Annotated in this window: 25 protein-coding genes; 6 read left to right on the top strand and 19 right to left on the bottom strand. The window is 55.2% G+C overall.

Features of this window, described 5'->3' with window-relative positions; translation table 11 throughout:
• Positions 1 to 302: 302 nt before the first annotated feature.
• From Dvar_RS12605 to Dvar_RS12595, 3 genes are all read right to left on the bottom strand, one after another.
• The gene (locus Dvar_RS12605) at positions 303 to 1,160 is read right to left on the bottom strand and encodes a hypothetical protein (RefSeq protein WP_419662058.1); all 858 of its coding nucleotides are present in this window, start codon (positions 1,158 to 1,160) and stop codon (positions 303 to 305) included.
• Between the two features lie 419 nt (positions 1,161 to 1,579).
• On the bottom strand, positions 1,580 to 1,948 hold the full coding sequence (locus Dvar_RS12600) for a HigA family addiction module antitoxin (RefSeq protein WP_419662057.1): 369 nt from the start codon (positions 1,946 to 1,948) through the stop codon (positions 1,580 to 1,582).
• On the bottom strand, positions 1,914 to 2,096 hold the full coding sequence (locus Dvar_RS12595) for a type II toxin-antitoxin system RelE/ParE family toxin (protein WP_419662056.1): 183 nt from the start codon (positions 2,094 to 2,096) through the stop codon (positions 1,914 to 1,916). The genes Dvar_RS12600 and Dvar_RS12595 overlap by 35 nt, the downstream gene beginning before the upstream one ends.
• Before the next feature lie 248 nt (positions 2,097 to 2,344).
• On the opposite strand from Dvar_RS12595, the gene Dvar_RS12590 reads away from it, so the two are divergent.
• Positions 2,345 to 2,497, top strand: coding sequence for a hypothetical protein (locus Dvar_RS12590; protein ID WP_419662055.1), 153 nt, complete (start codon positions 2,345 to 2,347; stop codon positions 2,495 to 2,497).
• Between the two features lie 9 nt (positions 2,498 to 2,506).
• Here the strand turns inward: Dvar_RS12590 and Dvar_RS12585 are convergent, their stop codons facing one another.
• A complete protein-coding gene (locus Dvar_RS12585) occupies positions 2,507 to 2,914 on the bottom strand; it encodes a hypothetical protein (RefSeq protein WP_419662054.1) in 408 nt (135 codons plus the stop codon).
• Positions 2,915 to 3,012: 98 nt separating this feature from the next.
• Between Dvar_RS12585 and Dvar_RS12580 the strand changes: the two genes are divergently transcribed.
• A complete protein-coding gene (locus tag Dvar_RS12580) occupies positions 3,013 to 3,462 on the top strand; it encodes a LexA family protein (RefSeq protein ID WP_419662053.1) in 450 nt (149 codons plus the stop codon).
• Positions 3,428 to 3,775, top strand: a complete 348-nt coding sequence (locus tag Dvar_RS12575) for a LexA family protein (RefSeq protein WP_419662052.1) — start codon at positions 3,428 to 3,430, stop codon at positions 3,773 to 3,775. The genes Dvar_RS12580 and Dvar_RS12575 overlap by 35 nt, the downstream gene beginning before the upstream one ends.
• A gap of 158 nt (positions 3,776 to 3,933) precedes the next feature.
• Here Dvar_RS12575 and Dvar_RS12570 read toward each other — a convergent pair whose 3' ends face one another.
• Positions 3,934 to 4,923: a metal ABC transporter solute-binding protein, Zn/Mn family gene (locus Dvar_RS12570; RefSeq protein WP_419662051.1), complete on the bottom strand. Its 990-nt coding sequence runs from the start codon at positions 4,921 to 4,923 to the stop codon at positions 3,934 to 3,936.
• A 295-nt stretch (positions 4,924 to 5,218) separates the two neighbouring features.
• On the opposite strand from Dvar_RS12570, the gene Dvar_RS12565 reads away from it, so the two are divergent.
• The 3 genes from Dvar_RS12565 (at position 5,219) to Dvar_RS12555 (ending at position 7,901) form a co-directional block, all read left to right on the top strand.
• The gene (locus Dvar_RS12565; protein WP_419662050.1) at positions 5,219 to 6,961 is read left to right on the top strand and encodes a hydantoinase/oxoprolinase N-terminal domain-containing protein; all 1,743 of its coding nucleotides are present in this window, start codon (positions 5,219 to 5,221) and stop codon (positions 6,959 to 6,961) included.
• Positions 6,962 to 6,991: 30 nt separating this feature from the next.
• The gene (locus tag Dvar_RS12560; RefSeq protein ID WP_419662049.1) at positions 6,992 to 7,363 is read left to right on the top strand and encodes a hypothetical protein; all 372 of its coding nucleotides are present in this window, start codon (positions 6,992 to 6,994) and stop codon (positions 7,361 to 7,363) included.
• A gap of 73 nt (positions 7,364 to 7,436) precedes the next feature.
• Positions 7,437 to 7,901: a TIGR03943 family putative permease subunit gene (locus tag Dvar_RS12555; protein ID WP_419662048.1), complete on the top strand. Its 465-nt coding sequence runs from the start codon at positions 7,437 to 7,439 to the stop codon at positions 7,899 to 7,901.
• A 37-nt stretch (positions 7,902 to 7,938) separates the two neighbouring features.
• Here Dvar_RS12555 and Dvar_RS12550 read toward each other — a convergent pair whose 3' ends face one another.
• The 14 genes from Dvar_RS12550 to Dvar_RS12485 form a co-directional block, all read right to left on the bottom strand.
• Positions 7,939 to 8,958, bottom strand: a complete 1,020-nt coding sequence (locus Dvar_RS12550; RefSeq protein ID WP_419662047.1) for a methyltransferase — start codon at positions 8,956 to 8,958, stop codon at positions 7,939 to 7,941.
• Between the two features lie 31 nt (positions 8,959 to 8,989).
• On the bottom strand, positions 8,990 to 10,021 hold the full coding sequence (locus tag Dvar_RS12545) for a methyltransferase (RefSeq protein ID WP_419662046.1): 1,032 nt from the start codon (positions 10,019 to 10,021) through the stop codon (positions 8,990 to 8,992).
• Entirely contained in the window at positions 10,014 to 11,438 is a 1,425-nt protein-coding gene (locus Dvar_RS12540) for an ABC transporter ATP-binding protein (RefSeq protein ID WP_419662045.1), read from the bottom strand. Before Dvar_RS12540 ends, Dvar_RS12545 begins: the two co-directional genes overlap by 8 nt.
• Entirely contained in the window at positions 11,435 to 12,175 is a 741-nt protein-coding gene (locus Dvar_RS12535; RefSeq protein WP_419662044.1) for an energy-coupling factor transporter transmembrane component T, read from the bottom strand. Before Dvar_RS12535 ends, Dvar_RS12540 begins: the two co-directional genes overlap by 4 nt.
• 2 nt (positions 12,176 to 12,177) lie before the next feature.
• Complete coding sequence (locus Dvar_RS12530) at positions 12,178 to 12,852, bottom strand: MptD family putative ECF transporter S component (RefSeq protein WP_419662043.1); 675 nt, start codon at positions 12,850 to 12,852, stop codon at positions 12,178 to 12,180.
• A gap of 2 nt (positions 12,853 to 12,854) precedes the next feature.
• Positions 12,855 to 14,960 carry a TonB-dependent receptor gene (locus Dvar_RS12525; RefSeq protein WP_419662042.1) on the bottom strand — a complete coding sequence of 702 codons (2,106 nt, stop codon included), beginning with the start codon at positions 14,958 to 14,960 and terminating at the stop codon, positions 12,855 to 12,857.
• A gap of 136 nt (positions 14,961 to 15,096) precedes the next feature.
• The gene (locus Dvar_RS12520; protein ID WP_419662041.1) at positions 15,097 to 17,010 is read right to left on the bottom strand and encodes an ATP-binding cassette domain-containing protein; all 1,914 of its coding nucleotides are present in this window, start codon (positions 17,008 to 17,010) and stop codon (positions 15,097 to 15,099) included.
• Between the two features lie 56 nt (positions 17,011 to 17,066).
• Positions 17,067 to 17,690: a radical SAM protein gene (locus Dvar_RS12515; RefSeq protein ID WP_419662040.1), complete on the bottom strand. Its 624-nt coding sequence runs from the start codon at positions 17,688 to 17,690 to the stop codon at positions 17,067 to 17,069.
• 30 nt (positions 17,691 to 17,720) lie between these two features.
• Positions 17,721 to 18,074: a hypothetical protein gene (locus tag Dvar_RS12510; RefSeq protein ID WP_419662039.1), complete on the bottom strand. Its 354-nt coding sequence runs from the start codon at positions 18,072 to 18,074 to the stop codon at positions 17,721 to 17,723.
• Positions 18,074 to 18,241: a hypothetical protein gene (locus Dvar_RS12505; RefSeq protein WP_419662038.1), complete on the bottom strand. Its 168-nt coding sequence runs from the start codon at positions 18,239 to 18,241 to the stop codon at positions 18,074 to 18,076. Before Dvar_RS12505 ends, Dvar_RS12510 begins: the two co-directional genes overlap by 1 nt.
• 204 nt (positions 18,242 to 18,445) lie before the next feature.
• On the bottom strand, positions 18,446 to 22,615 hold the full coding sequence (locus tag Dvar_RS12500; protein ID WP_419662037.1) for a cobaltochelatase subunit CobN: 4,170 nt from the start codon (positions 22,613 to 22,615) through the stop codon (positions 18,446 to 18,448).
• Position 22,616: 1 nt separating this feature from the next.
• Complete coding sequence (locus Dvar_RS12495) at positions 22,617 to 22,991, bottom strand: DUF2149 domain-containing protein (protein ID WP_419662036.1); 375 nt, start codon at positions 22,989 to 22,991, stop codon at positions 22,617 to 22,619.
• Positions 22,992 to 23,004: 13 nt separating this feature from the next.
• The gene (locus Dvar_RS12490) at positions 23,005 to 23,733 is read right to left on the bottom strand and encodes a MotA/TolQ/ExbB proton channel family protein (protein WP_419662035.1); all 729 of its coding nucleotides are present in this window, start codon (positions 23,731 to 23,733) and stop codon (positions 23,005 to 23,007) included.
• Positions 23,734 to 23,739: 6 nt separating this feature from the next.
• Complete coding sequence (locus tag Dvar_RS12485; protein WP_419662034.1) at positions 23,740 to 24,516, bottom strand: DUF2162 family putative transporter; 777 nt, start codon at positions 24,514 to 24,516, stop codon at positions 23,740 to 23,742.
• Positions 24,517 to 24,549 lie beyond the last annotated feature (33 nt).

Below are 24,549 nucleotides of genomic sequence, written 5' to 3'. Positions count from 1 at the left end.
TATTTATGTACAGAAATACTGTACATATTTTGGGGGTTTTTGTCAATAATTATAGTTCCGGTCATATGACTTGATACTCAATTTTGTTCATCGAGAGCGGCATCATCTCTCCAAAAGGCATCTTCAACATCACGAATTTTCCTTATCAATCCGGCACAGGTTTTCGAGGTAACCTTATCGAAAGCACGTTCAAGCTGTAGAATCAGGTTGTCCATTGTAAAATCGCAATTGCGGGCGATTTCGTTTTTTACAATTCCCCAGCATGTCTCTATTGGTTGCAACTCTGGATGATACGGTGGTGTTCACAGAATTTCATGCCCCTGCTCAATGGCAATTTCATCCAATACATATGTTGGTTGCGGTCCAACTCTTATTAAAATCTCAACCAACTCGGCTTTTAAACAATCGTCTTTTACCGGAAAGTTATTCCGCTCCAACCAGAATCGAATCTTATCTTTCTTGCAGGAAGGAGTCGGCGCGGAGACAGGCGATAAAACGTTATGATAAGAAGCGTTATCCATGATTATCAGTGAGCGCTCAGGGATATTCGGAAGGAGTTTTTCCTCGAACCACTTCGTAAACATTTCTTGGTTCGTCTGGCCGTGGTAGTCGCCTGTTTTTCGGGTGCTTTTGAAAGTAACCTTGGCACCGGGAACCCAGCCGTCTTTGGTGGTTGCATTCATTATTATCAAGCGTTTACCCTTGCCCGTAGGTTTTTGAATCCATGGACCGTCATCGTCGTAATACCACACAAAATCGTTGCTGTGGTTTTTGTTTACATAAGACTCATCCAAGGAAACTTCAGAGCGGACCGTATCTTTTCCCTTTCTATTGGCGAGCTTTCTTCTCAGATAGCGCTGTCTTGCAGCCACAACATGGTCCTTTTCCTTGAAGCGCTGGGAACGTATTCCTTTGCCAAATGTAAAACCCCACCGATCAAGCGCTCGACCCAATGTTCGAACACTGAAGTCTTGCTCTGGTGCAACCTCTTCGAGATGCTGGCAGAGCATCTCAAGTGTAATATATGCGCCTTCTTTGTTAGCCTTGCGGATGTAGTCTCGAACGATTGCCTGTGTAGAATCCGAAAGCGCTCGTTGGGGTCTCCCCCTAAATACCGTTTCCACCTCATTGAAGTTTACGCCGCGGCTATAGTCAGCCATCGTTCTTTTAACTGTCGCTATGCCAAATCCAAGAGCATTCGCTACTTTCTGGGCGCTTGGGCTTGCCCACTCCTGAGAGTCGTCCTTTGTGCGGTCAAAATAATCTTTTCTGGTTGTCCATAAAGCTGAAGTGATAAATAAATCAATTGGCTAAAAGAAAAAAAGGAGGTACTTGATTCCTTCGATCACATAGCGGGCTGCGGATCAACGGCAGGTTCGCCGTCTAATGTGGCGCGATAGCGTCACGATTAGGCGGCGGTTCTGTCCGCTGCATCCGCTTGATGGCTGGCGCGTAGCGACAGTCATCAAGCGGATGGTAATCCGCAGCCCGATGGCGTGGCGCGAAGCGCCACGCCATCATTGCCGGTCACCGGTTGCCATGGAGCGGCAGCGGAATGGCAATCCGGTGCACTGGCGGGTTATGCAATGGTATTTTCAACAGGACAAATAGGTTGAAGACGAGATATCTCTTTTGCCTCGGGGCTGTTCATGGCGTGCCAAAGATCCCAATCCTGCTGTAACCCCAGCCAAAAATCCGCTGACATTCCTAATACACGCGACAAACGCAAAGCGGTATCTGGGGTTATGGAACGTTTTTTCTTAATAATCTCATTCAGGCGAGGGTATGAAACTCCTAAACGACGGGCGAGTTCTACCTGTGTTAATTCGAGGGGTTTAACAAATTCCTCTAATAGCATTTCCCCCGGATGAGTCGGCGGTCTATTGCTGGGTAAGCGCCTGCCGGCAATCCCTTTAGTGATAGTCTGTGATTTCGATGTCGTAGGCATGGCCGTCCTTCCAAATAAAACAAATTCGATATTGTTGATTAATCCGGATACTGTATTGATCCTCGCGATCCCCCTTTAAACGTTCTAAGCGATTACCTGGAGGCACCATTAATTCATTTACCTCCCTCACTCGGTTGATTTGATCCATCTTTCGACGTGCAACAGGCCAAATTGCTTGCGGACAACATTTTCTGGCAGCTCGTGACCCATTACCATCAAAAATATCCTCCGTGCCCCTGGTTTTAAAGGAGTTTATCATGGGTCATATTATAACGCTATCCATTATAAGCATCAACCCATCTATGTAAGATTTCGGGTTAAACACGATAAGTAACAGATTTAAATTACATAAAAGAACCTGTTATCGGTCATGAAGGCCTGCATAACGGGCTGCGGATGGTAATCCGCAGCCCGATGGCGTGGCGCGAAGCGGCCACGCCATCGTTTCAGTTCACCAAGGCGCAAAGCCTATCGAAAGCTTTCAAGAATGAAAAGATTTTCAAGAAAACGATGCAGTTCAAAAATGCCATGGCCCCTGCGCTCTGGTGAAACTGATGGTTATACGATTGGCCCTACGATTGCCGTTTCCGGAGTGTAAAGGCAAAGGTCCGGAGCGAATAACCAGATCGCAGGAAACATCGATTGGAAATGCGACCAGAATTCAAGCAGAAGCTGTGACTCGCAATCGCCGAATACACTGAATCCACCGAACGTAGTTTCGTCGTGAAGCGTCATTCTGAGCAAAAGTATTCCATAGTCGTTCTGTATCCGTGCTTGCCAATACTCGTGATTTGGATTCGCTGCATGGGTGACAGTGAAGCCCTCGAACCCCAAAGCATGCTTTTCGACTTCGGTCGCTGCGTAATCGACGGTCTCCCGAACCTTCTGGCTATTGATGCTGTCACAAAGCTTTCTTGGTCCGGGAACCAGCGCCCAAATATCATTTAGATTAGCTTTGAAACGCATTCAAGGTTCCTATTAAACGAGTAAAGATTGTCTTACCGCATAACATTGAATATACGGCGAACCGATCAATTTGGGAAAAATCATTGTGGAGTGATTCCATGACATCCGATCTCACCCCCAGACAAAAAAGCGTGCTTGAGCATGTCATTTCATTTCAACAGGAACACCGCATGGCGCCCACGGTGAGAGAAATCTGCGCCCACCTGGGCCTGAGCGGACCGTCGGGCATTCACCGCATCCTGAACGTTTTAAAGGACAAAGGCTATATTCTGGCCGAGCCGAGCAAGAAGCGATCCTGGCGGTTCAGCAAGGACGTCACCGGCGCCGGCATTCCACTGATCGGCACCATTGCCGCCGGCCTGCCCGTGGAAGCCATTGAGAACCTGCAAGGAGAACTGGCCGTATCACCAGCGCTGTTCGGCGTGAATAGACTGTTTGAGAAGTCTGGATCAGGGACAATAACAAGGCGGAAAGTGGCTCAAAAGCGGAGCATATATGTAATATGTGAGCATTTTGAAACACTTTCCAACGCCGATAGCGGACCTTAGACGGATTTATCAAACAGGCGCTAAGCGCTGCTTTGGCTTGCGGGTAAAAGGCGACTCCATAATCGACGCCCACATCCTTGACGGGGATCTGGTAATCATTCGGCCCCAACAGCGGGTGGAGAGCAGAGAAATCGCTGCTGTGATGGTGGAGGGTCTCCTGCTTGAGGCCACGCTTAAAATCGTGCGGTGCACGCGCAGCACTTTGACCCTGGAGTCGGCCAACCCGGCCTATTCGCCGCTGGTGTTTAAAGGTCCTCAGCGCAGGCAGGTTGTTATTCTGGGCAGGTATGTGGGGCTGCTTCGCACGGTCTGATGTCGATGGCAGGCAGTGCCCACCCTACTTTAATTACCGACGGTAATCAGAAACACCTCCCTGCTTATTTCCAGAGGCCCCCCGGCTGTCCGGGGAATGGGCGCAAACGATTATGGCGGCTAAATAAACCAGGACCACCGGAACCCAAAATCACATTTTCAGCGCAATGCCGCCTTGAATTTCTCGGCCACCATGAGCAGGTTGGCCGACCAATCCTCGGCCAGCGGGTCGGCAGGGATGACCTGACCGTTGATGGCCCTGGCAATTTGCTCGGCGCTCTTGGTGGAAAACTGGGGCTGTACGAAAATAACATTGATTTTGCTCTTTCGGGCATGCTCGATCAGGTGTTGCAATTGCTCAGGTTTGGGGTCTTTGCCTTCGATTTCAACGGGCACCTGAGAAATTCCGTAGGCATGTGCAAAATACCCCCAGGCCGGATGGAAAACCATAAACTGAAAACCTTGTCGATTGATAAAAGTCTGCTTCAATTGGGTGTCGAGTTTATCGATCGTCCCCACAAAATGCTGATAATTGGCCTTGTAGACGCTCCTGTGGGCCGGGTCCGCTGCCTGCAGGGCCGTCATGATCGTACGGGCCTGACTCTTTACCAATGGCGGTGACAGCCAGATATGCGGATCGAGCCCCTTCTGGGCATGATGGTGCCCTTCCCCGGGGTCCTTTTTTGCTCGATCCAAATCTTCGTGATGATCATGCTTGCCCCCATGGTGATCATGCCGCCCCTCGTGGTGCATTTCATCCGCTTGGTCATGGCCATGCTCTCCATGGTGATGGTGGCCGGCCATGGGCAGCTTTTCGATGCCATGATCCGTGGCCACCACTTTCATGTCCGGATTCGCGGCGGCGATTTTGTCCAGCCAGCTTTTTTCAAAGGGTACGCCAATGGAAAAATAGACTGCAGCTTTTGATAAAGCCATCATTTGTCTGGGTCTGGGTTCATAGGTGGCGGGACTGGCACCGGGCTGGACCATGACCTGAACATCGACCAGATCCTTGCCAATTTGTTGCACGAAGTATTTCTGGGGGATAATGCTGACGAAAACAGGAATTTTCTCCACGGCATATCCGTAGCTTGAAAATGATAATAATATAAATAGATAAAAAAAAATACGGAAGCGTCGAGGGTTCATTTGATTCTCCTTTTAGCGTTGATGTCGCTGTCTGATGGTGTCCGTATATGCAAATTATTTGCTTTTACTTTGAATCGCTCTTCTTTTTCAGTTGGGTGAAATGGCAAACGGCTTGAAAAGCGGCTTTACTATTTATTTTATTTATATTTTTTCTGATTTCTATTTCAACGTTCACTCCGCCATGAAGGAATCAACATCGGATCATAATCACTTGATATCGACTTTCGGGTATTAAAATTGATATGCAAATTTATTGCAGAAAATTGGAATTTGCAATATATAGCTGCAGAAAAAGTTGGATGATGGCATTTGGATCGTTTTTTTCGCGGGCATGGCCCGCTTTTACAACCATCACAGCAGGGAAAAAAGACCGGAAACAATGCAAAAGGCAGCGACCAAACCGGCCTACGGCATCGGCATCGATACGGGTGGCACTTATACCGACGCGGTGCTCTTCGATCTTTCCAGTCAGAACGTGGTCAGAAGCGCCAAGCGCCCGACCGTGCACCATAATCTACAGCAGGGGATCGTCGATGTACTGGACGAGATCATTTCCGACCGGGAAGCGCAGCAAGTCAGAAAAATCGCCTTTTCCACGACCCTGGCCACCAATGCCATCGTCGAAGGACGCGGCGCCAATGTGGGCCTGATCGTCATCGGGCCGGTGAAACCGTTTGAGGCGCCGGTGGTTTCGACCTGCTATGTGGATGGGGGGCATAACCACATGGGCAGAGAAGTAAAGCCTCTGGATATCGAACGTATTGTGGACGCCGTGGCGGGAATGAAAAGTCATGTGGCCGCCTATGCCATTGCCGGCGCCATGAGCATCGAGAATCCGGCCCATGAACAGGTGGCGGCCAAGGCGGTGGAACTGACCGATCCCCAACCGGTGTTTTGTTCTCACGCCATCAGTACCCGGGCGGGCATCCGCGAACGCGCCGCCACGGCGGTTCTTCACGCCCGCCTGAGACCGGTCATCCAGGCATTCGTCGACCATTCAGAACAATTGTTGAAGCATCGGCACATCAACGCCCAAGCACAGATAATCCATGGCGATGCCACGGCAATCGATCTGCACCAGGCAGCCCTTAGTGCCGCCAGCACCGTGGCCAGCGGTCCTGCGGCAACAGCCTATTTCGGCGCGAAATCAGCCGCCGCCAAAACAGCACTGGTGGTTGACGTTGGCGGCACCACTACGGACATCACCCTGATCAAAGACGGCAGACCGTTGATTTCAAGTGGCGGTAGCCTGATCGATCGCTGGCCGACCCATGTTGACGCAGTGGATATGCACACGGTGGGAATTGGTGGAGACAGCCTGGCCACGGTGAACCGTTTGGGAGCGCTCACCGTTGGTCCCCGGCGGGTTCAACCGCTGTGCATGGCAAACGGGATTCCCGACCCGGCAGACTGGATCGGTGCGGGCAGCCGCAACCGCTGGCTTCTTGGCACCGATGGCAGGTGCGAAGGGACCGCACCGACCGATTCGATCCTGAGGCATCTGAAATCCCGCGGTGGCGGCTCCCCCGCCGACGTGATGGATGGTTTGGGGATGTCGGACCTGGGCCTGGACCGCCTTCTCGACGATCTCACATTCAACGACCAGGTAAGGCAAATCGGGTTCACGCCCACCGATGCATTGCATGTCCTGGGCAAGCTTCAAATCGGTGATGCGCAACGCAGCATCTCGGCCGCGAAGGTCTTGGCAAAACTCCAACACCAGCCGCCCGAGACGTTTTGCCGCCAGGTCGTTGACCTGACGCAACAAAAAATCGCCGACACCATTGTCGGCTACGTCTATCAACAGCAAACCGGCAAACCCATGGGCAATCTGGCAGGCACGAATACCAACGATGCGCTGCTCTCGTTCTCGTTCAAGCTGGGGGTCCCCATCGTTGGCATCGGCGCCGCGGCCAGTGCAATCCTTCCCGATGTGGCCCGCCGGCTGCAGACGCAACTGATCCTGCCGCCCCATTTCGAGGTCGGCAATGCCCTGGGTGCAATTCTGATTGCCCTGCAACCCGAAAAGCCTGTTTGATCAATCTGAATCCGTCTCCAAGGAGCAACAATGGTATCCCTGATCCCCAAACAAGCCCATACGGCCACTTGTTTTGACGCTGTGTTGGAAGTCGCCAGCGAGAATGACCATGTGGATGTGGTCAACGGCTGGCTGTTCAATGGCCGGCAATGGATTTTGCATGCCTGGTGTGAAACCGATAAAGCGGTCATCGACCTGACCGAAACACGCGAGGCCATCGACAAAACCACCTACTACCAGATCATGGGCGTCACGCCTGAGCGAACTATCCGCTACACGCGGCTGGGGTTTTTCAGCCAGGTGGCGCAGCATGGTCATTTCGGACCGTTCGACACGAATTTCTTCTTTGCACCCTTGACTTCCGAGGATCCTTTGACTTGGACTTGCCTTCAATCCCGCTAGCCCCTGCGCAAAACGAGAAAAGGCCACCCCTTCTGCGGCACATCGATATCCTTCCCGCCCTGTTTACAGGTGCATGCTAGGCAGCCACGTGTTCAGCAACCGCTTTGTCGGCACGCCCGAGGTGACCGTCACACGGGCCGGCAAATCGACAACGGCCACACCGGCTGCAGAAGGCACACCGCGCAGTCCTGTCACGGACCGTGAATTCACCATCCTGGACCTGCTATTGAATGCAGATCAATACGATGGCCGGCGGGTGGTTTTCAAGGGGATGATGCTGCATGATGAGGCGCTGAAAAAATATTTCGACGGCCGGGACACCGCCGTCTACCGTTTCCTGATTACCTGCTGCGCTGCCGACGCCCTGCCCGTGGCCGTGGCCGTGGATTCCGACCGGGCCCAAAAAGTGGCCACCGACCAGTGGGTGCGGGTGGAAGGCATCTTTCATCTGCGCCCGATCGAGGATGATGCCATCCCGGTGGTCGAAGACGCCGCCGTATATCCGGTCGACGACCCAGATGTTGCCTATCTTTACTGAATTTTTATTGTTCCCGGTACCATATGTTTGACCACTTCTACTTCTGGGCAATGTCCAGATCCATTTGTCCCAAGGGGGTTTTAAGGGTGCGGGAACGGACCGAGCGAAAACCGCAGGTCAGCATGGCCTCGGCCACTTCCCCCTGTTCGAAACGCAGATCCCGCCCGCTGCTCAACAGGCCGCCCAGCCACTCTAAAATCATCGCCGGCTGGGTTTGCTCACCGGTCATACCGTCATGCAGACTGATGAAATAACCGTTCGGTTCGAGGGCGTCATATATCTTTGAGAACAGGGCGGGCAGGTTATCTTTGGCATTATTCAGCGTGGCGCTGGCCCAGACGACATCGTATCCGTGGCCAATGTCGTCGGTCAGGTAATCCCCCGCCATCACGGTGACACTATCGCCCATGTCGTAAGATGCGATGAATTCAGAAGCCAACGCGATCACCGGCGCGCGATCGAATACCACGCCCTCGAGGGTTTCTCCGGCCTGGACAATATAGAGCGTAAACAGGCCGTGGCCGCCTCCCAGATCAAGCATTTTTTTAAAACCGGAAAAGCCCGGAAGGCTTGACACAATTCGGGCGATACAGGTTCCCATTTCTCCAAGCGCCCATGGTGCACTGGCGCGTGCGCTTTCCACCCAAAGGCACGGTGAGCCTGATTCATCCCTTGCGTTTGGAAGCAGGGGTCCTTTGCGAATCCGTTCTTCGAGATGTTCCAGCGGATCGATACTCATGCGCTTTATCATCGCCAACAAGGGCTCCAGATAAAGCTTTGAATCGGGAGATAAATAATGGTTGGCCAATGCCGAATTTTGATACCGCCCCTCGCTTTTTTCGATCAAGCCGACATTGGTGAGGGCATCCAGTACCAAACGGGTGTTGCTTGCGTCAGCGTCCAGTTCGGCGGCCACTTCACCGGCCGTTCGAAAGGTTCCGAGCACATTGAATATCCCTAATGCCAAACCGGCCTGGAGCAGTCTGGCGGGAATCGCGGCCGTCAGCATATCATGCAGGGGCGTAAAGGATGGGCCTTGTGTGGGCAGCGGTCTCATTTTCTCATCTCCTGTTTCTGGTTCGTTATTATCAGTCGCTTGATTTGGCATAACCAACATTCATCTCCATGGGGATTCCGCAGATGACGACCATTGTCGATGTTATGCCGTCGAAACCGCATCGGCCGAGGGCGCGTGCCAAAAAGCCCTTTTCCGGCATGTGCGCCTGGCCGGTCATGGTTTCCGCTAAAAGGTCGAGGACCAGATGCACGGGGCGGGTGCGCTCATCGGTCAACACCGCGTGAATTCCCACCAGCATGCCTCCGGGACGCAGGCAAGCGCCGCATTTTTCCAAAACCCGGTCGATTTTCTGATCATCGTAGTAGAGGGAATCGGTGATCATGATCATGTCATATCCTGTCCCCAATGGATCGTTGAGGTAGTCTCCGCCGACGGCCCTTACCCGGTCCGCAAATCCGTAGGTCTCAATGTAGCAGCGGGCCATGCGTGCAATCTCCGGACGGTCGAACACAGTGGCCTGAAGGTTTGGGTTGGTTTCCGCCACGGCCATGGCGTTGATGCCCGGCCCACCGCCCAGATCAAGCATGGTACGACAGGACGAGAAGGCCGGCAGTTTTTCGATCTGCACTGCAAATTGCCGGGCGATCCCGGCCAGACTGCTGGCCGCATGGGACGCCGTGTAGCGTTCACAGTATGTTTCGCCGTTCATGTCTTCCGCTTTGGCCACCTCACCCGGTCCAATACGAATTCGATCCTCGATTTTCTCCAAAAAGGGTCGCATCGCTTCATCCGCCTGTTCCAGCCATTCTCCAAGATAGGCCGGTTTGCCGCAAACCAGGAACGCATGGGCCAGTTTTCGGTTACTATAGCGTCCGCTTTTCTTTTCCACCAGCCCGCAGGCGCACAAGGCATCCAGCATGAGTTCCGTATTGCCGTAATGGCTGTCAAGGGCCTCGGCCACGTTCCTGGCCGATTCAGGGCTTCCCAAATGGTCGAAAACCTTCATTTTAATGGCCGTCATCATCAGACGACTCGTAACCGTGCCAAAATACAAATTGTTCAGTTCATTGAAATCGATTTCCAGCCTGGGTAACTTACGCATCGACAATACCTCCTTTTTCCATCCGCAGTACGCGTGTACAGCAGGTTTGAATGAATTCCTCATCATGGGTGATTACCAAAACAAGACTTCCCCGGCCGGCTGCGTGTTTCAGCAGTGCGCCCATTCGGCTCATATTACCGGCATCCAGTCCGCTCGTGGGCTCATCGAGAATAAGAATCGCCGGCTCGGCAATCAGTGCCGTGGCCACCGTCAAGCGCTGTTTTTCTCCTCCTGAAAGAAATTGTGGGTGAAGATGGGCTTTGTCTCCCAGGCCGATCTGGTTCAGCAGTTCCATGATACGGGTGCGATCGCAGCCGCTGCCGCCCAGCCCGAGTCTCAACTCCTGAAAAACGCTTTCGGTGAAAAGCTGGTGATCGGCTTCCTGCAAAACCAGACGGCAGAGCGCCAGCCTTTCCCTGGGTTTCCGAATCCGGCCGTCGATATGAACTTGCCCTTGGCGAGCCTTAAAAAGACCACAGAGAATCATGGCCAGGGTCGTTTTTCCGGTTCCGTTGGCGCCGGTCAGGGCGATAATTTCTCCGCCCGCACCTGACAGATTCGCCTTTTGTAGTACGTCCTTTGTTTTGCCCGGATAACCAAAGCACAAATTTCGTGCAGCCAGTCTGGAGTTCTCCCGTTGTTCAATGGTCGGCGTGGATACAGTGGGAAAACCGGTCGACGCATGAATCCAGCGCAGTCCATGACGGTTTATTTGCGCATTGCTATTCAGATAAAAAGTGTTTGCCGTATGGACACTGTCGATCCGGCCGTCATCCAGAAGAATGATACGGTCGGCCAGACCCTTTAGATAGTGGCAGCGGTGGTCGGCGATAATCAGTGTTTTTCCCTCACGCTTCAATGACCGAATCACTGTTTTCAATCCCTTTACGGTAGTTGAATCCAGGTTGGCCGAGGGTTCATCCAGCGCCCAGATATCCGTGTGCATGGCATAGACCGCCGCAAGGATCGCTTTTTGCCGTTCACCGGCGGAAAGGTTAAACACCGTGTTTTGCTGCAAATGAGCGATATGGAACCGATCAAGGGCAGCATCGATACGCTTGCGCAACCGTTCCCGGGGCAGGCCGGCATTCTCACACCCGAATGCGACTTCGTCGGCCACGCGGGTAGTGAAAAACTGGGACCTTGGATTCTGGAAAACGGCCCCTATTCGTCCGGCGATGCGGTGCATGGGCATCTCGACCAGGTCGACGTCGCCGATTAGTACCCGTCCTGCCCGGGTGCCCTTTTCAAAATGGGGGATCAGGCCGTTGAGGCATTTCAACAGAGTCGATTTGCCGCATCCGCTGGGACCGGCCAGGACAACGCATTCGCCTCTTTGGATGTCCAGGCATACATCCTTGAGCACCCAGTCTGTTTTTCCGGCATATTGGAAAGAAAGGTCCGCAACGTTGATCATGGCATCCTCCCGACTATTGCGGCATAGATCTGATGGTCCGCGACCACCAGTATGATGAGCACCATCGTCCAGACAGCCAGCACCACAGCATCCTTGGTGCAAAAACCAAGGTCGTACAGGCTGGTTTTGGCGCCGGGCGTTTCAATGCCGCGAGCCACCGCGGCCCGGGCCAGTTCGTCACCGATGGCCAGGGAACGGACCAAAAGCGGCACCAGCATATAGCCGACCGATTCAAAGGGGCGACGCACCAACCGCTTCGGGGTCAACCCCACACCCCGAATCCGCATGGCGTAGCGGATTTGGCGGCATTCAGCCGCCACCGAAGGCATGAACCGCAGGCAAACGCCGAGGGGGATGACCCATTGCGGCGGCATGCGCATGCATTCCAGGGAGCGCAGAAAACGGCTGGTGTTCAGACTGGCCTGGAGAAAAACCATCATGGCGAACATGGGTCCGAACTTGAGCAGAATATAGAAAATGCCCCGCCCGGTGGTTTTCCCCTCCAGACAAGGCAGGCAGGCAAAAATGGCAGTAGTTACCGCCAGAGCGGCCACGGCGATGATAAAACCGGCCACGAACCGTCTGGCGCCGCAATAAAGGCACAGCGTCAGGCAGATGCCGAGCATAGCGGCCTGAAGATATGGGTCCACACAATAGATCGCAGAGCCGCCGGTGCTCACGGCTATCCAGACCTTGACGCGGTCATCCAGGTTGAACAGAAAATATCGAATGTACATGTTTATCCTTGATATATTCCGAAGTGCCGGGCGATCAGTTTCAGGGCCATGTATCCGCCCACCAGGGCCGTGATGAAAGTGGCCGCCAGTATGGAAACGCAAAATGGCAGTGTAAACGTGTCCACCATCACCGCGATACCCGGATCCATGGCCGTCATGCGCTGGATCACGGCGCTTTGCTTGAGCAGCAGGAAAGGCCAGAACGTACCGGCACTGAGCATGCTGGTGTAAAAGACAAAACTCACCAGCACCCACCCCGACCGCTGTTGTGGGACCGCCCATCGGATCACCCGATCAGCCAGGAATCCGGCGGGTACGGCCACCGGCAAAAGGGTCCACCACCCCTGCATGAGGCCCATGGCGCTCCAAACCACGGCGTTGAGGGTGAAGGGACGGCGGTTGGGCGCGGTGACGGCCATCAGCAGATAAACGCTGGCAATGAGCAAATTTTCGGCGCTTTGGTGGTAGAACCCCATGAAAAAGGCCGCCGGCCCGAAAAAGACATACAAAGCGTAGATCAGGTGACTTAATGCCACCACCAGACCATTGAGCACGCCCAGGACGATCCAGTCACGCACCCTGGTCTGAACGCCGCTGGGTATGATATGGCGGCTGGCCGGGAAAAACGGTTCGAGTTCGGGACCATGGGCTTTGGTTTTAAATTCCGACCGGTTCATGGCTAAAACCGCAGTGTGGCACGGACACCGACCATGGCCGGTTCGCCGTCCTGGACCAGCTTTTCTCCGTCCCAGTCGTAGACGATGGTGTGGTATCCAGTGTCGAATACATTCTTGCCCCACAGCACGATATCGAACGTCTCGGCTTCATACCCCAGTTGCAGGTCAACCAACCCGTATGCGTCTTCTTCAAAGTAATTGTTCTGATCGGCATACAAAGGGCCGACGGCGCTGACGTCGGCACGGGCGAAAAGACCACTGGCATGGCGGTATTGAATGCCAAGGGATCCGGTATATTCCGGCACGTTGGGCAAGGTCTTGCCGCTATAGTCGTTTCTGGTCAGGGCGGTATAGGTACTGTTCCATTCCGTTGCGGTCCAGTCATCGTACTCGGCGTCGACATAGCCCAGCCCGGCAAAGATATCCCATCCCCTTGCCGGACGGGCCTTAAGTTCCAGTTCAACCCCCTTGGAATGGGCCTTGGCGGCATTGTCCACCCGGGTGGTGGGATAAGAACCGCCCGACATCTCGAAAACCTGCTTGTCGGTCATTTGGATATAGAACAGCGCCAGATTGACCTGCAGCCTGCGCTCGAGCCAGTCGGTTTTGAATCCGATCTCGTAGTTCCATGTATACTCGGGGTCATAGGCAAAGGAATCCTTGTCGGTGGCCAGTCCATAATTGTATCCGCCGGCAAGGTAGCCCTTGGAAACAGTGGCATAGCCATAGGCCGTATCGGTCAGATCAAAACCGAGGCTGAATTTGGGCAGTACTTCTGCGTCCTTTATCTCGTCGGAGATGTCTATGCCGATATCTCGTTTTTCACCCTCGGTGCGCCGAACATCGTAGCGCAGACCGACGGTGGTATGCAGGCGTTCGTAAAAAGTCCAGGTTCCCTCACCGAACAGGGCACCCCCCGTCGTATCGATGCCTGTAGCTGCATGTTGAACAGTGACATCGTTATCCTGTTTGATGTCTGTTTCTTCCGTAAAACCGTATGCACCGACCAGCCAGGTAAACGGCGAATCGTCACGGGTTGAAGAAAGGCGGAATTCCTGGCTGATAAACTGATCTTCATATTCGGACGATGTGGCGCCCCAATCGCTCGCCGGGTCGGCAGTGCAATCGTAGTCCTGGAGGTTTTCGTTGCGATAATCCCGAAAGCCGGTGATTGACAAAAGCTTTACGGTTTTCCATTTGTAGGCCGCCCTCAGGTTCTGACTGTAGCCCTTTTCCTTTTGAAAATCGTCGGCGTCATGCCGCACGGAATACTGATCCGTACGATAGGGGCCACTATCAAAACGGTATACAGCGATACGATCATCATTGTTCAAAATGTCTCCGGTCAATGACACATCAAAACTCGAGGTGGGCGTCCAGCGCAGGATAGCCCGGGCATTTTTACGGTCGATGGCTCCCGCCTGATCGTCATTGGCATAAAGGTTGGTCGTAAAGCCATCCCCTTTTTCAAACCTTCCGGCAAGGCCCAGATACAAATGATCGCGGATAATCGGTCCTGCACCGCTGGCGCTGACACCGTACTGTGTCGGATTGTTGTCCACACCGGTATAGCTGCCGATGTCGCCGGTGATTTTCATCCGTTTTGTATTGTCCGGCTGCCGGGAAACGACATTGATGACGCCGGCCATACTGTTGCCCCCGTATAGACTACCCTGGGGGCCACGCAATACTTCCACGCGCTCCACATCCAACAGGTCGATCAGATGGGCATAATGAAGCGGCAGCATCAGATCGTCCATGTAGACGGCAGTAGGGGAATAGACTGACGTATCGAAGGAAGTAATGCCCCGCATGACGATTACATTCTCCGATGTGGATTTTTTGAAATAAACATTGGGCGTCATCCGGGTCAGCTCATTGGTATCGCTGATATTGGCGTCTTCAATCAAAGTGCCGGATACAACGGTCGTGCTCAGAGGAATTTTTTGAACTTCCTCCTCTTTTTTCCGGGCGGTGACAGTTACCTTTTCGAGTTGGCATGGCTCGGACTGCCTGGAATCCGGCCCCGCCTTTTCGCCCAGGCAAACACCGGTCCATATAAAGAGCAAAAGGGTCAACAGTATTGCAAATGAAAGGGTTCGACGCATAAAGCCAATCCTCCAGCCTGAGATTTATCATGCTTGATGTATTCATCTAAGGATGTCAGGCTAAACGACTATCACAGCATGCGCCGGCAGGGCGTACCCGAGAGGTTTCTTTGCGTACCCGAAACGGTTTATTTTATCATTTTTGTTTGAACAAACACCGTTTGCGGTATTGGGAAGGCGGAATGCCATAGTAGCGGGAAAAAGCACGGGAGAAGTGAGTCCGCTCAGAATAGCCTAGCTCAAAGCCGATCTGTGACAGGGTCAGCCCGCGATCTTCGAGCAGTTCGCAGGCGCGCTGCATGCGGCAAGCCGTCAGATAACCGTAAACCGTGGTGCCGCAGACGGCGGAAAAACATTTTTTCAGCTTTGTTTCGTTGGTGCCGACCAGGTGTGCCAGGCTTTTCAGGGAAGGTGGGGATTGCATGTTGGCTTTGAGGATAGACTTGGCCTGGGTAATCATGGCCTGATCGGCTGAATTGTCAAGCCCGGCTTCAGCGGTTCGATCCGATGGATCCAGCTGGTCCAACTGAAAGGCCACCAGTTCCATGACCTTGCTTTGGATGAGTAATTTGTCGGCCGCACGCTGGCAGGGTGAACGCATCAATTGTTTCAGAATTGACTGAATAAATGCGGGAATCACACCTTTCCGATAGAGGAAACGATCCCCTTCCATCGGCAGGCCCGGGATGTAAGCGTTGTCCGGACAGCCGGGGGGTGTTTCGAAATAGCTTTGCAGCAGTTTCGGACAGAGCAGGATATTGACCGTAACCACCGGTTCATCGGTCCAGTATACTGACTTCCCGCTGGTTTGATCTGTCAAAAGCAGTTCACATTCTCCCCGTTGGGTGGTGAATTGTTCGCATCGCCCTTCCACACGCCAGTCCACCCGGCCTGACAGGCAATAGGAGAATCCCAGTGGAAGCATAACGTTGCTTGTTGTCACCGCCATTTCCCTGTGGAGTTGATACGCCTCCAGAAACAACAGCATCCCCCGGCGTGGGCAGACCGAACGTAAATAGCCGCTGCCGCGCGACTTCGGCAGCGGGAAGCAGCGGTCATGACAAGCATTGAAACGGCTCTGCTGATGGATGTAAAGATCAATCATGGATTCACCCCCTTCAGCGCCGACAGGCAAACGCAGCGCGTGATCACAACTCGCCCCGATCAGCTCCAGATCGTGACTGATCAACAGCACGGCGGCCCGTCGGACCAGGGCAATTACCAGCGCCAGGTTGCGGCCGTCCAGGCCACTGGTGGGTTCGTCCAGAATCGGCAGATCCGGCTGCTTGACCATGCCGCAGGCAATCACCAGGCGCTGCTTCTCACCACCGGACAGGGACTGGGGGTGCCGCCCGGCCATGGGCCGCAGGCCGAGCAGGTCGAGATGCTCCTCGACTAGGGTGCCTCGCCAGGCGGGCCGTACGCTGCGCGCCGATACGGTCAGTTCCGCGTGAACGGTCTGCATGTGCAACTGATGGTCGACGTTCTGCAAGACAATTCCGGTTCGGCCAAGAAGGGTTCGTGGGGCGATGGGCCGATTTCGGAAAAATAGCCGGCCGCGGTCCATGGGCGACAATCCGGTAAGCAGCCGGGCCAGGGTGGTCTTGCCGGCGCCGTTTTTACCGAGCAGTGCCGTGACCCCGGACGGCACGGACAGGGTTGCACCGTGAAACAGCTCCGGTGCGTTGCGGTAGCCGAAACAAAGGTTTTCCACTCGCAGATGGCCGAGGCTGCCGTTCACCGGCATAAGATGCGGACGCGGGTAGTCGTCGCGGACGTTGCGCAACCCGTGAGCGCGCCTGAGCTCTGGATCGGCCAGCAGGCTGAAATCACCCTCGGCAACCAGGCGCCCACGGTCCATAACCAGCGCCCGGTCGACCACGTCGCCAAGCCAGTAGAGCCGGTGATCGACGATCAGAATGGCCAGGCCGGCCCGCTTGATCTCGGCGATCCTGTCAGCCAGGTCCCGGGTGGCCGAAGGATCCAGGTTGGCGCTGAGTTCGTCAAGCACCAGGGCACGGGGGGCCAGCGACATGATCGAGGCAAGCACGACCTTCTGCTTCTCCCCTTCAGAAAGGTGCAGGAGCGACCGGTCCAGAAGCGAGGTCAGGCCGAGGGCCCCTTCATCAGATGGTTGTATATGTTACGTTCGCGCGTGGTCCGCCCCCAATGGCTCATGGAAAGGCGCCGGTAGCGCGCCCCGGACAAAAGATCGACGCCTTCGGCGAACATTCGCGCCTGGCCCGGCAGATCGGCTGCCGGCGGCATATCCCCCCGGACCACGGCCTTGTCCAGCGGGCTGCCTTTAAACACGTTCAACTGATAAAGATCCACCCCGTCCAGCGACAGGCTGAGAAATTCGGCGATGTCGCGACGCCACATGGCCATGGTCTGTCCCGGAAATCCGTAGATCAGATCGATGACCACCACGGCCCGGTCCAGGCCGCTCAACCGGTCGAGGGCGGCCATGACGGATTCACGACCGGCCATACGCCCCATGGCCTGTCGCAATTCGGTATCGAATGTCTGGACACCAATGGAAAACCGGTTGGCCCCGCCTTCCAGACAAGCCGCCATCTTGTCGGCATTGAAATGATGGATGCGCCCCTCGACCGTAATCTCACAGTCGTTGGCCAGCGGCAAGGCGGCCGTCAGATGCTTCAAAAGCCGCTGAAGGTCTGGGGCCGCAAGGGCGGTGGGCGTCCCGCCACCGATGTAGACGGCATGCACAGGCCCCTGTTAAAACGCCGGATGACCCCGCTACAGCTCGATTTCACGCAGCAGTCCATCGGTATAGCGGCCGCTCTCCTCCGGGGTGTAGGCCCGGTTGAAAAAACCGCAGTACAAACAACGGCTTTCGCAAAACGGGACATGCACGTAAATGGCGGAAGGGCCGCACCGCGGCCGCAGCAACAGGCCATCCATCACGTGCAGCCGATGCTCCTTTAAAACGGGGCGGCCACCGAAGCCGGCATGCACGGCGAGTTTGCGGTCAAACGCATGGGTCAGCGGATCGACCCCTTCACGGGCGAAAAATTCGTCTTGCGGCCGTTCGTCCAGGGATGACCGAAAAAGACCGGATTTACCATCCCGGGAGTCGGCTTGGGTCTTCATCAATACGCTCCTTCCAGCCGGTAAATCACCAGATCGTAATCCGCCGGTGAGGGTGCATAGGCAATCGCAAAGCAATCGGTTTCCGTCCAGGGCAGGCGTTCACCGATCCAGCGGCCGATTTCAAGGGTGGACCCGTAGCGCGAGGCACAGACGATTAGTGTTTTCAATTCAAGCATTCCTTTCTCAATGTTGAGCACGACGTTTTTAAGCCCCTCGAGCGATCCCAGCTTGTGATGCAGCCAATAGACCGATGGGCAGCAACAGGCAAATAAATAACCCTAATTTGGCCCTTTTCATTTTACTCTCCTATTTTTTCTGATGAATACCTGAATTTTGGAAAAACATGCCTACCAGTTGTTTATATTTGATATTCATTTTCTCAGCCCCTTCCAGAAGCCGCGCCCGATAATGGCCACGATGACGACCACGAGCAGGATGGCGGACAGGGAGGCCCCGGAGGAGGATATTTCCGTCGCCTTTTCATCTTTTTTCTCTTTCATCTCGTACCCCTTGACGTCCTCTATCTTCTGCTGGCCGGCCTCCCTGGCAGCTTCATCCGGCGCCATGGCGGTTTTGGCGTCCCTATTTTGCGATTTCTTGACCCAGTCCGGATTTCTGACATCCTTACCGGTGGTCAGCTTGACCTGATGCTGAAACTTGAGCATGGTGGCCGGGGAGACCAGGCCCGGCACGGAGAGGATGGTGGCCGCGAACTGGTTCAGGGCGATGTTGTTGCAGGTGTGCTCGCAGCAAGCCAGGCCCTGGTCGGCAACCGATTCGACGTACTCGGCAGCAAGTTGTTGCAGCATCTTTTCATCGAATTTCTGGTACCCCTTGCGATCCACCTCCATGATCCTGGCGGTGATGGATTGGAAAGCGTGGGGGCTGTTCTTCTCGAAAAACTTTTTCAAATCCATTTTGTATTTGTCGTTGACATAGACCTCACTGACCTGCTGCCACATCTCTTGGGTGACTTCCTTGGGCACGGTCACCTGCCAGCCCCAGAGGTATTCGACGAAATCCGACATCTTCAGAGCTCCCGAATAGCCATGTTCCTTCATGCCGGTGATCCATTTGGGATTGAAATAGCGCCCGCGGGTCTCGAGCCCCATGAATTTGGAGAACGCCACCATCTTGCCCGGCGCGGACGGATCCCGGTTGTCGGAAACCAAAAGCTCGGGTTCTTCACCGGAAAGGTTGCGCACCGCCATGGCCATGCCGCCCATGTACTGGTAGACGTCGTCATTGTCCAGCACCCCGAAAAGATTGGTGGACCGGCTGTGGATGACCACATCGGTGCCCTTGAGCGCTTCGGTGAATGCCGCGCGGGACTTTTTGCCCCACACCTTGCGGCCATAGGCGAAGTTCAACCGGTCGACATACAGATCGGCCAGCTTTTTCTCGTCATCCCAGCTGCCACTGGCCGGAACCGCCTGTCCCAATCCCGTGCCGTAGCCCTGGTTGGGCGCGCCGAAGATGCGATAGCGGGCCATCGCTGTTGCCTCTTCATCCGAGAACCCCTTGGCAGCGAATATCTTCTCGGCCTCCAGGGTATGCAGCCGGGCGAAGTTCTCGTGTTTTCCTTGTTCGTCGGCGATGGCCAGTTGCACGGCATCGTCGATCAGGCCGATCTGCATGGGGAAGACATCCCGGTACAGACCGGAGGCATTGACCAGAATGTCGATCCGGGGCCGCCCCAGCTCTGACTGAGGGATCAGTTCAACGCCTTTTAAAATTCCCCGGCCGTCCCAAATGGGTCTGGCGCCCAAAAGGGCCAGGGCCTTGGCTTCCATTACGCCGTGGTGCCGCAAGGTCTCCGTGGCCCAAAGAATCAGGGCCACCTTGTCGGGGTAGCGCCCATGCTTTTGCTTGTGGTCGGCAATCAGATCCTCGGCCATTTTCTGGCCGACCGTCCAGGCCACTTTGGTGGGCACCCGCTGGGGATCAAAGCCGTAAAAATTTTTGCCCGTGGGCAGCGCATCCGGGGCACGGATCGGATCATTACCCGGTCCCGGAGCGATAAACTCACCACTTAAGGCGCGGATGGTGTTCTTGATCTCGAGATCGACCCCGATCAAATCGGCGGCGTAGCGCGCGGCCATGCCGCCCGCCTTTTTAAGTTGAGTTTTTACCGCCTGTGGGCATTGCCCGTACTGATCGGCAAACAACCGCCGGGCCGCATCCTCGGGGGCGACCTGCTCCAGAACGATCTTGCCGACAAAATCCATGGCCAGCGTTTCTATCCTGTCGAGCACGTCGCAGTACTTGTGCGCATTGGCCTTGACCTTCAGGTAATCCTTGCCCAGGACTTGGCCGATGATCACGCCCAGGGCCGGGATGTCGCTTTCCACCCCCAGCATGGCATTGACCGTGCTGGCCAGGGCCTCACCGGAAAGCGGTCTGCCCAGGATATGCAGGCCGTAAGGGATGTTCATATACTCCATCTCGTGGATGTAGTCGTGCAGCCGCTTCTGGAATTCCTCGAAGGGCAGGTCATCGATCGTAACGCCCAGGTCCTTTTCAATGCCCAGTTCCCGGCTCAGCTTGATCACCTCCTGCTTGTAGCCTTCGGCCACCTGGGGGGTGACCTTTTTGGTTTCCAGGTAGAGGTGGATAGTGTTGTGCAAGACGGCATACTCCTTGTACAGACCGCTTTGCTTCAGGGCCGGCACCATGTGGCTGATGATCACCGCGTATCCCCGCCGCTTGGCCTGGGTGCCTTCGCCCACATCATCCATCAGGTAGGGGTAGATGTCGGGGACATCCTGCATGAGCACATCCGGCGAGCAGGATTGCGAAAGCCCCACCTGCTTGCCCGGCGTCCACTCCAGGGTGCCGTGCTTGCCGAAATGGATGATAGCATCGACCCCGAATTCCTTTTTCAGCCAGAAGTAAAAGGCCAGGTACTGATGGTGCGGTGGCAGGGTCATATCATGGTAGAGGCGGGCCGATTCCTGGAGCCAGCCTCTGGCCGGCTGAGGACCGATGAAGATGTTGCCCAAGGTGATGCCGGGAATCACCAGGAATTTTTTTCCTTGGGGATCGGTCCAGCTCATCAGGGATGTCTCTTCCACCGGTCCCCACTTGGCGATCACCTGGTCATGGAAATCCCGGGGCAGATCGGCGAACCATTGCTTATAAACATCCATGGGAACCAGGGAAATCCGCCCCGACTTTATCAGTTTGTCCATCTCTCCGGGCGCCCAGGTTCCGATGTTGCGACCCTGCTTGAGGATCAGATCCTGAAGAACCGCTTTGGAAAAATTCTGATCTTCCTCAAACAGATAGCCGGCTGCATGCATTGATTCCAGAAGGGCCTGCATGCTGGCGAACACGTCCAGGTAACTGGCGTAGATATTGTGCTTGCCGGGCGGGTTGTTGTAATAGAGCAGCGCGACTTTCTTGTCGGCATTTTTTTTGGTTCTCAGGTTGAGCCAGGCTTTGACCCTGGCGGATAGTTTGGCGATGCGCTCGGTCTGGGGAATCTTCTCGGTGACCTCGATACCGGTCTTCTCGTCCATATGCACATGCTTGCCGCCGAGAACGATGGGTTCGATCAGGCCGCAGAGTTCGGGCATGAAGATCTGCGAGGCCAGTTGGAACGGCTCGATACCCTGGGGATCCGTTGCCCACTTTTCCAGTTCACTGTAAAGACTGATCCCCCGGATGACGGGAATGTTCAGCCTGGCCAGCAACGCCTGGGCCTTCTCCTTGGGATGGGAAAACATCAACGAGACCAAGAGGTCGATTTTCACCGCGTCTGCCAACAGGTACTTTTCAATCAGCATGTCGGCCGGATAGCCGATGGCGCAGATCACGTTGAGGCCCTGCTTTTCCAGCTGCCGGATCAAGGTCGCCTGGATTTGGCTGTGCCCGGTCTTGATGACATTGTAGGAGACAATGCCCACCCAGGGGCCTTGCTTTTTATGTCCGGAGGCGTCGTACCAGGCGCGGTAATCGGAAAGGGAGGCAAACACCTCGCCGCCTGGGGCATCGGGATGGAAAAGCCCATCTATAGGTTGCTCCGCAGGCGCCGTAATGGTTAATTCTGAAAAACCGCAGAAGCGATTGAGCAGGTAGCCGATCAACCCCTTGGCGTTTCGGGCGCCGCTGTACCCCCAATAGGCGGCCAAATCCGGATGGGCGTCAAGATCAACGTTAAAATAGCCCTTGCGCTTGAAGATTTCATACCCGCCGATACCGATCACACGGGTACCCCGTTGCCGGGCCGCCTTCAGGGCCGGTTCCAGCGCCAGCATAATCTTGTAGCTCAAATGATACAGGAAAATGACATCCTGTCCGGCAAGATCCGCCGGCTTGGATTTATCGGCCAGCGCTTGATCGTTATAAACCGAGATTTTTACTCTGGATGCGAGCTTGGCGTTCTCATTATAAAATTCGGCGATGCCTTCCGATAGCACCTTGGTGTTGGTGTCGGGGATCAAAAAGGCCAGGTTGCCCGTCTGCCCGGCCCAAGCAGGCGCCGGGCCAGCCATGAACATCAAAACAGATAGAACTATACCGCATAAACCGCGCAGCATCCTATTTTTCCTCCTCTTCGGGGATATAGACCACCTTGCCGTTTTGCAGCCGGTAGGCTGTTCCCAGACGCATGCCTTGGCCCTGGGCCATTTCCTTGGTCAGCTTCTGCACCTTGATCTCCTTGCCCTTTTTGGTGATGAGTTCCATCTTGCCCGGCTGGTTGGGGTTCTTGATCATGGTCATTTCATCGGCGGAAAACAGCTCGTTCAGATGGTAGGCGCTGACCATGGCCACCATCAGCCCCACGGCAAAGACCATGGCCGCATCGAACAGATTGGCTACGCCGCTCATGGGATCATCCCGGTGGACCGGATTGTTCCGGCGGCGTGTTCGCCTCTTTTCTCGTAGCGTCATCTTCATGGTTGATTCGCGCATGCGATTGTTTTTCCTATGCTATAGTCATGGGCAGCACCGCCGCCTTGGCCGCGTCATCACCGGTTACGGTCACGTCGGCCGCATCGATGTGCGCGGCCATGAGGTCAAGGATAGACTCCATTTCCATGAGGTCCCGGGCATACCAACGCTCCCGGACCATCGATATCACATAGGCCAGTGCGCCCACCGCCAGTCCGGCGACGGTCGTGCCGAAAGCGATGATCAGGCAATTGGCCATCTGCTTGAGATCCCCTTGGGTCAGGGCCACAAGCGCCGGCCCCATGGGAATCAGGGTGCCCATCAACCCCAGCATGGGGGCGATCCGGATCATGAACCGGGTTTTGTCCAGCAATGCGGCCATCTGAATTTCCTGCCGCCGTAGCGCGTTCTCCGCACGCAATCCCAAATGCGCCCGGCCGCGCTTAACCTGGCAGGCCATATCCTGAAGAAAATCCTGCAGCAACCGGCTGTCAACCCGCTGTTGGCAGGCATAGGCATCAATATGCGCGGCGGCCGAGGCAAAGCGAGCATCTGCCAGGTCATCGGCCACCCGCGACGCAAGCCGTTGGGAGCCGCTGTCCGAGTCCGCAGCCTGCCTGCGACGCAACACGAGCTCGGACACAAAACCGCCCAGAATAAAAAGCACCGCGATCACCAGTCCGATCAACAGCACGATCACCGGATAAAGCAGTGCATTCATCAGCAGATACAACCCGGATTGCAACACGTTGAGAACGGTCATGGATTCTTACCCTTTGCCTGGTTGATGGTTTAAATGGCCGGCATCCCGGTTTCCGTACCGAAGTGACTTCCGCCGGTGATGGGCCAGAAAGCCCAGACCACTGACAAAACCCGCAATCAAAAAAAGGATCGAAGCGTCCCGCAGTGATAGCTGTGGACCAACGGCCGCCCCCGGTATGGAAAAAAGCGCCTTGGCCTTGGCATAAACGGGAACGATGATGATCGAGGCCGCAAAGTACAGACCGGTGAGCAGCATGATGAACCCGAGCAGCAATTCACTGCGCCGCTCATCCCGGCCGCGTTTCATCAGGTGCCCGGCCAAAAGGGCTACGCTGAGAATTACGGCAATGAATAAAAAGGCCATGCCGGTGCCGACGCGGATGGGGTCGGCGCCGGTCAGGGCCACAAAAATCGAGCAACTGAGCAGCATGGCCGACAGGCAGACTGGACACGGCAGCATCAACAGATAGCCGACCACAGGCCGGCGTTTCGTTTGTCCCGTCGCTGTCCGCATGGTGGACCATCCCCAGACGATCAGTCCCACCGAGAGCAAAAAATGCACGCCAACCCCCCAGGCCATGAAGCGCTGAAAAACGGCAAAATAATCCATCGGGTTGACGACAGATAAACCGACCCCCATGGCAAAGGCCGCCAGGCCGTATAAAAGGGCCAGGGCGATCAGGCCCCGCCATCCCAATCTGGCGCTGCCGGCCACCAGACCCGCCTTGCCGGCAAACACCGCGATGGTGAAGACCACCCCCATGGCCCAGGTGGACGTAATCATATCAAACGCCGCAAAGGACTAAGGATCAATGCG

The organism is Desulfosarcina variabilis str. Montpellier, from assembly GCF_048565275.1.
Taxonomy (GTDB): Bacteria; Desulfobacterota; Desulfobacteria; order Desulfobacterales; family Desulfosarcinaceae; genus Desulfosarcina; species Desulfosarcina variabilis.
This window is presented reverse-complemented; position numbering and strand designations above follow the sequence as displayed.